The 3,857-nt window shown below is 66.7% G+C and carries 5 protein-coding genes; 3 read left to right on the top strand and 2 right to left on the bottom strand.

Going from position 1 to position 3,857, the window contains the following annotated elements; translation table 11 throughout:
• Positions 1–23 precede the first annotated feature (23 nt).
• The 3 genes from N7333_RS24075 (at position 24) to lpcA (ending at position 2,746) form a co-directional block, all read left to right on the top strand.
• A complete protein-coding gene (locus N7333_RS24075; protein ID WP_129483476.1) occupies positions 24–659 on the top strand; it encodes an RluA family pseudouridine synthase in 636 nt (211 codons plus the stop codon).
• A gap of 195 nt (positions 660–854) precedes the next feature.
• Positions 855–2,144 (top strand): M18 family aminopeptidase, encoded by a 1,290-nt coding sequence (locus tag N7333_RS24080; RefSeq protein ID WP_003241585.1) that lies wholly within the window; start codon positions 855–857, stop codon positions 2,142–2,144.
• A 14-nt stretch (positions 2,145–2,158) separates the two neighbouring features.
• The gene (lpcA, locus tag N7333_RS24085; protein WP_096827162.1) at positions 2,159–2,746 is read left to right on the top strand and encodes a D-sedoheptulose 7-phosphate isomerase; all 588 of its coding nucleotides are present in this window, start codon (positions 2,159–2,161) and stop codon (positions 2,744–2,746) included.
• A 9-nt stretch (positions 2,747–2,755) separates the two neighbouring features.
• On the opposite strand, the gene N7333_RS24090 is transcribed toward lpcA, so the two are convergent.
• On the bottom strand, positions 2,756–3,175 hold the full coding sequence (locus tag N7333_RS24090) for a group 1 truncated hemoglobin (RefSeq protein WP_003241582.1): 420 nt from the start codon (positions 3,173–3,175) through the stop codon (positions 2,756–2,758).
• Between the two features lie 2 nt (positions 3,176–3,177).
• The coding region (locus N7333_RS24095; protein ID WP_279859495.1) for a DUF3034 family protein at positions 3,178–3,857 on the bottom strand (680 nt) is incomplete at its 5' end.

Consider the following 3,857-nt stretch of genomic DNA (forward strand, 5'->3'; position numbering starts at 1 on the left):
CTACCAGACCGTTGCGAACGCTCATGCCGCTAAGCCAGATCGAAATTCTCCACCAGGACGCCGCCCTGCTGGTGATCAACAAGCCCACCCTGCTGCTGTCGGTGCCGGGTCGTGCCGACGACAACAAGGATTGCCTGGTTACCCGCCTGCAGGAAAACGGTTACCCCGAGGCGCGCATCGTCCATCGGCTGGACTGGGAAACCTCCGGCATCATCGTCCTGGCGCGCGATGCCGACAGCCACCGCGAGCTGTCGCGCCAGTTCCATGATCGCGAGACCGAGAAAGCCTATACCGCGCTGTGCTGGGGCCAGCCCGAGGCCGACAGCGGCAGCATCGACCTGCCGCTGCGCTACGACCCGCCAACCAAGCCGCGCCACGTGGTCGATCACGAACTGGGCAAGCATGCCCTGACCCACTGGCGCGTGCTCGAGCGCTGCGGCGACTGGTGCCGGGTCGAGCTCACCCCCATCACCGGGCGCTCGCACCAGCTGCGCGTGCATATGCTGTCCCTCGGCCATCCGCTGCTAGGCGACCGCCTCTACGCCCACGAACAAGCCCTGGCCGCCCATGAGCGGCTGTGCCTACACGCCAGCATGCTCGCCCTGACCCACCCGCAAAGCGGCGAACGCCTGCGCTTCGAGTGCCCGGCACCGTTCTGATCACTCCCGCCCCGCGCGGCAACCCGTAGGGTGCGCCGTGCGCACCGGCAAAGGCGGCGGGGCAATCTCAGCGCAAACGCGAAGCGGTGCGCGGCGCCCCGCAGATAGACGCCAACTATCGCCCCAAACACGTGCACGGCCGGCACAGCACGATGCAAATTGGTTAAACTCGCGCCATCGTTGCCCGGAGTCCCTATGCGCGAAGAACTGATCCAAGGCCTGCTCGATTTTCTCAACGCCTCGCCGACCCCCTTCCACGCCACCACCAGCCTGGCCATGCGCCTGGAAGCGGCCGGTTATCGCCATCTGGACGAGCGCGCGCCCTGGCACACCGAGGCCGGTGGCCGCTATTACGTGACCCGCAACGACTCCTCGATCATCGCCTTCAAGCTGGGCAAGCGCCCCGTGGTCGAGGGCGGCATTCGCCTGGTCGGCGCGCATACCGACAGCCCCTGCCTGCGCGTCAAACCCAGCCCGGAGCTGCAGCGCCAGGGCTATTTCCAGCTCGGCGTGGAAGTCTACGGCGGCGCCCTGCTCGCCCCCTGGTTTGATCGCGACTTGTCGCTGGCCGGCCGCGTGACCTATCGCCGCGACGGCAAGGTCGAGAGCCAGCTGATCGACTTCTACCAGCCCATCGCCGTGATTCCCAACCTGGCCATCCACCTCAACCGCGAGGCCAACATGGGCTGGGCAATCAACGCGCAGAACGAGTTGCCGCCGATTCTCGCCCAGCTCGCCAGCAGCGAGACTGCCGACTTCCGCGCCCTGCTCGCCGAGCAGTTGGCCATGGAGCACGATTTCAACCCCGATGCGGTGCTCGATTACGAGCTGAGCTTCTACGACACCCAGAGCGCGGCCATCGTCGGCCTCAACCAGGACTTCATCGCCAGTGCGCGCCTGGACAATCTGCTGTCCTGCTATGCCGGCCTGCAGGCGCTGATCGACTCCAGCGACGAGGAAACCTGCGTGCTGGTCTGCACCGACCACGAAGAAGTGGGCTCCTGCTCGGCCTGCGGCGCCGACGGCCCCTTCCTCGAGCAGGTGCTGCGCCGCGTGCTGCCGGAAGGCGACGACTTCGTCCGTAGCATCCAGCGCTCGCTACTGGTCTCGGCGGACAATGCCCACGGCGTGCACCCCAACTATGCCGACAAGCACGACGGCAACCATGGCCCCAAGCTCAACGCCGGCCCGGTGATCAAGATCAACAGCAACCAGCGCTACGCCACCAACAGCGAGACGGCCGGCTTCTTCCGCCACCTGTGCCTGGAGAACGAAGTGCCGGTGCAGAGCTTCGTGGTGCGCAGCGACATGGCCTGCGGCTCCACCATCGGCCCCATCACCGCCAGCCAGCTGGGCGTGCGTACCGTCGATATCGGCCTGCCCACCTTCGCCATGCACTCGATCCGCGAACTGGCCGGCAGCCATGACGTCGATCACCTGGTGAAAGTACTGACGGCCTTCTATTCCAGCCCTGAACTCCCTTGAGGTTCTGAGACGCGATGATCGAACATATCCGCAACAGCCTGCAGGAAGCCCAGCGTGCGCTGGAGGCCTTCCTCGCCAACGAACAGACCCTGGGCAATATCCAGAAGGCGGCCGAACTGCTGATCGCCAGCTTCGAGAACAAGGGCAAGGCGTTCTCCTGCGGCAACGGCGGCTCGATGTGCGATGCCATGCACTTCGCCGAGGAGCTGACCGGGCGCTACCGCAACAACCGCCCCGGCATCGCCGCGGTGTCGATCAGCGACCCCAGCCATATCAGCTGCGTGGCCAACGACTTCGGCTACGACTTCATCTTCTCGCGCTACATCGAGTCCCATGGCCGCGAAGGTGACGTGCTGATCGCCATCAGCACCAGCGGCAAGAGCCCCAACGTGGTCAAGGCCGCCGAAGCCGCCAAGGGGCTGGGAGTGAAGGTGATCGCCCTGACCGGCAAGCCCGGCTCGCTGCTGGAGAGCCTGGCCGACGTGTGCATCTGCGCCCCCGGCGGCGACTACGCCGACCGCGTGCAGGAGCTGCACATCAAGACGCTGCACATCCTCATCGAGCTGATCGAGCGCAAGCTGAGCCCGCAGAACTACGCCTGAGCGCAGACGCTAACGGTCGATCACCTGCCCGCGCATCGGCGCCAGGCGCGCCAGCAGGCGGTTCTGCGCCGGCGTCGGCACGCCCTCGGCCTCCATGGCGTCCTGCAGGTGCTCGACCAGGGCGTTGAAGTCGCTGGGGGTCAGGCGCATGCCCTTGTGGCTCTCCTCCATGCTGTCGCCGGTGTAGACGCAGGGGCCGCCGCTCTCGAAGCACAGCTGCTCGATCAGCTTCTCGCGCAGACGCTCGATGTCGATGTCGAGAAAGTGCCGGGCGATGCGCGGATCGCGCGCGGAGCCCAGCAGCATGCCTTCGACGATCCGCACGATACCGGGCTCCTCGCCCAGGGCGCGGTACAGGCCGTCGTCGCGCGGCGCCTGCTGCGCGCAGGCCGCCAGCAGCAGCGGCAGGCAGAGCATGGCCAGGCGCATGTTCAGAAACTCCCCTGCACGGACAGGTAGACACCGTCCTGGTTGTCCAGCGTGGCGATCTCGCCGAGTCGCGCGTAGGCCAGCACCACCGCCAGGTTCTTGTTGGGGAAGTAGCCGACGAACAGATCGGCCCAGTCGCTCTCGCCGGCAAAGCTCAGGTTGTCGGGTTTTTCCCGATACTCGATGCCCACTGCCCAGTGCCGATCCAGCAGCACCGCCACCGAGCCTTCCTTGAGCCAGGAATGGCGGTCGCGACGGTCGCCGCCGAAGCCCAGCAGGCCCAGTTCGTTGGCCCGGCTATAGCGCAGGTTGGCGTTGAGCAGCAGGTTGTAGCCGAAAGCACCGCCGAGAATCAGCCGGCTGGCCGCCAGGTAGCCTTCGCTGTCCTCGCGACGCTGCGCGCCGACCAGGCTGGGCACCAGGAAGTCGCGCTGACGCTTGTGCTGCAGGCCGAGGGAAATCTGCGGCAGGCGGTCGTAGATCAGGTCGCCGGCCAGGCGCAGCTTGAGGCCGAGCACGTCCTGGCTGAGGCTGTTGTCCGGCAGGCGCAGGTCGCGCGCCAGGGTGCCGAGGTCGAAGCGCTGGCGCGCGTAGGACAGCTCGATACGATTGCCGTAAGCCGCCGCCACGCCGGCCACGTCGAGGCGGTAGTCGCCGGTTTCGACACGGGTGGCGAACACGT

The organism is Pseudomonas sp. GD04158 (assembly GCF_029834875.1).
Lineage (GTDB): Bacteria > Pseudomonadota > Gammaproteobacteria > Pseudomonadales > Pseudomonadaceae > Aquipseudomonas > Aquipseudomonas hydrolytica.

What these genes read in the sequence shown, in the direction of transcription:
- N7333_RS24075 (WP_129483476.1), top strand. Translation starts at nt 24, where the DNA reads ATGCCGCTAAGCCAGATCGAAATTCTCCACCAGGACGCCGCCCTGCTG.
- N7333_RS24080 (WP_003241585.1), top strand. Translation starts at nt 855, where the DNA reads ATGCGCGAAGAACTGATCCAAGGCCTGCTCGATTTTCTCAACGCCTCG.
- lpcA (WP_096827162.1), top strand. Translation starts at nt 2,159, where the DNA reads ATGATCGAACATATCCGCAACAGCCTGCAGGAAGCCCAGCGTGCGCTG.
- N7333_RS24090 (WP_003241582.1), bottom strand. Translation starts at nt 3,175, where the DNA reads ATGCGCCTGGCCATGCTCTGCCTGCCGCTGCTGCTGGCGGCCTGCGCG.